Genomic DNA, 3,068 nt, shown 5'->3' on the forward strand with positions numbered 1-3,068 from the left:
GAAAAGAACAACCCACACTGCTTCGCCCGGAAAATCACCTGAAGACTCAAAATCGAATCCCCACCCAACGCGAAGAAATCGTCATGCACACCCACGGGGCGACCGGTGTGCAGCACCTCCTGCCAGATGTCCGCGAGAGTGTTCTCCACCTCGTTCCGGGGGGGCACGAACTCCTGTCCGGAGGAGAGGTGTTCCTCCCACGGCAGCGCGGCCAGGGCCCGGCGGTCGACCTTGCCGTTCGGCGTCAGTGGCAGAGCATCGAGGGGGACGTGGACGCCCGGGACCATGTGCGCGGGCAGCCGCTCCCCGAGGAACGACTTCAGGTCCTCCGGAGCCACCGGAGCGCCGGAGACGACGTACGCCACCAGCCGTTTCGCGGTGGGGTCCCCCTGGGCCAGGACCGCGGCCGCGCGCACCGCGGGGTGCTGGGACAAGACGTCCTCGATCTCTCCCAGTTCGACGCGGAAGCCGCGGATCTTCACCTGGTCGTCGACCCGGCCGAGAAATTCGATGTTCCCGTCGGGCAGGAGGCGAGCGCGGTCGCCGGTCCTGTAGAGCCGGCTGCCCGCCGTGCCGTCGAACGGGTTCGCGATGAACGCCTCGGCCGTCAGCTCCGGCCGGCCCAGATACCCCCGAGCCAGCCCCGCACCGCCGATGTACAGCTCACCCGCCACACCGGCCGGCTGGAGCCGGAGCCGGGAGTCGAGGACGTACAGCCGCGCCCCGTCGATGGGGCGGCCGATGTGGACACGCTCCAGTCCGGGACCGTAGCGGGCGACGCTGACCGCGACGGTGGCCTCGGAAGGGCCGTATCCGTTGAAGAAGGCCCGGCCGGGGGCCCAGGTGCGTACGAGGTCGAGGGGGCACGCCTCTCCGCCGACCGAGACGCAGCGCAGCTGCGGCAGCGACTCCTCGGGAAGGGTGGCGAGGGCGGCGGGCGTGAGGTTGATGTTCTCGACGGCCTGCTCGACGAGGAAGTCGGCGAGTTCGGAGCCCATCATCTTCAGCTCTGGGGGCGGCAGCACCAGGGTGCCGCCCGACAGCAGGGCAGCGCAGAGCTCCCACACCGATATGTCGAAGCTCAGCGACGTGCCCTGAAGCACCCGCTGGGGGGTGTCCAGCCCGTAGTTCGTGTGCTGCCACCGGGCGATGTCACGGATGCCGCGGTGCGAGACCTGCACTCCCTTGGGCCGGCCGGTGGATCCGGACGTGTAGATCACGTAGGCCAGGTCGTCGCAGGTCCCGTCCGAATCCGGCGCCGTGTCCGGACAGCTCTCCAGCTCCGCCCACACATCCTCCAGCACCACCACCGGCACACCCCCCGGCACCACCCCCGCCACGGACCGCCCCGCCAGCACCACACCCAGCCCCGCGTCCCCCACCATGTACGCCAACCGCTCACCCGGATACGCCGGATCCAACGGCACATACGCAGCACCCGCCTTCAGCACCGCGAGCAGACCCACCACCATCTCCACCGAACGCGGCACACACAGACCGACCAGACACTCCCGGCCCACACCCCGCTCCCGCAACAACCACGCCAAACGGTTCGACCACCGCTCCAACGCCCCGTAACTCAACTCCACATCACCGAACACCACCGCAACCCGGTCCGGACACACACGAGCCCGCTCCGAGAACAGTGCGTGCATGGGCTGGGGACGCGCTGCCTGATCCTTGATCTGCCGCAGCCTGAGACGCAGCATCGCCTGCTGCTCGGCCGAGAGGTTCTCAAGCTGAGGAAGCAGTTCACTCATGATCGTCACTCGTCTCGGTAGCCGGTGAAGCGGTCGGAATCCGGTCCTGGAGATCGCTCTGCGACAGTGACCGGACCTCTGCCACGAGTTGTTCCAGGAGAGCGCGCTCCGCGTCGTCGCTGATCGCCGCCGCATAGGCCGACAGGTCGAAGTCGTCCGCGATGGGGGCCTGTTCGCTCTGCTGGAGTACCTGGCGCCTCTCCTCCTCCGTGAGCACGGTGATGCCGCTCAGGCGCATCTGCGGGCTCTCGGCGATCTGGCCGCAGATGCCGCGGAGGTGGCCGATCATCCGCTCGACGGCGTCGCGCTCGAAGCGCGCGGTGTCGTACTGCACGGTGATGCGGAGCCGGTCCTCGGGAACGCTTGCCACCAGCCCGATGGCGTAGTTGACGCGCTCCTCGGAGCGGGTGAGGGCGATGCGCAGGGCACCGGCCTCCTTCTCCACCGGGTAGTTCTCGAAGACGAAGAGGCTGTCGAAGAGTGGTACACCGGCCGGCAGACCGCTCCATTGCCGGACCTTGCTCAGAGGGCTGTACTCGTAGTGTCGCATGCTCAGGTTCTGCTGCTGGAGGGCCTGGAGCCAGTCGACGACGGTGCTGTCCGCAGGCAGCTGGACCCGGAGCGGGAGCGTGTTGATGAAGAGACCGACCGTGCCCTCGACGCCTGTCACGTCGGCCGGCCGCCCGGAGACCACCGTGCCGAACACGATGTCGTCGGCCTCTGTGTAGCGGCCGAGCAGCAGGGCCCAGCAGCCCTGGAGGAGGGTGTTGAGGGTGAGCCGGTTGGCCGCGGCCAGCGCGTGCAGCTGTGCGGTCTCCTCGGCACCGAAGAACACGTCCGTCTCGGCGTGGCCTGCGGCGCCGGAAGCCGCCGCAGGCGTGTACCTCTCGATGGAGAGCGGGACCGCTCCGTCGATGCCGTGCAGGGTGTCGCGCCAGTACTGTTCGGCCTGTTCGAGGTCCTGTTCCTGGAGCCAGGAGACGTAGTCACGGTAGGGACGCGCGGGCGTCCGCTCCAGGCTCCGCCCCGAGGTGAGGGCGCCGTACCACTCGGTCACGTCGCGCAGGACGATTCCGAGGCTCCAGCCGTCCAGGATGGTGTGGTGGGCGGACCAGACCAGCTCGTGGCGGTCGTCGGCGACGCGGGCCAGGAGCATCCGCCACTGCGGGGCGTCCTGCGGGTCGAAGCCCCGCACCCGGTCCTCGCGCAGATACGCCTCCAGGCGCTCGCGCTGTTGTGCCTCGTCCAGCGACCGCCAGTCCACCACCTCCAGCGGGACGGGAAGGGCCGCCCACACGAGCTGGAGGG

At 69.0% G+C, this 3,068-nt stretch carries 2 protein-coding genes; both read right to left on the reverse strand.

Features of this window, described 5'->3' with window-relative positions; genetic code table 11:
• A partial coding sequence (locus tag ACFYQ6_RS34905; protein WP_388766882.1) for an amino acid adenylation domain-containing protein occupies positions 1–1,760 on the reverse strand: 1,760 nt, incomplete at its 3' end.
• On the reverse strand, positions 1,753–3,068 hold a 1,316-nt coding region (locus ACFYQ6_RS34910), incomplete at its 5' end, for a condensation domain-containing protein (RefSeq protein ID WP_388766885.1). The genes ACFYQ6_RS34905 and ACFYQ6_RS34910, both read right to left, overlap by 8 nt.

Origin of the sequence: Streptomyces sp. NPDC005494 (assembly GCF_042872025.1) — a bacterium.
Taxonomy (GTDB): domain Bacteria; phylum Actinomycetota; class Actinomycetes; order Streptomycetales; family Streptomycetaceae; genus Streptomyces.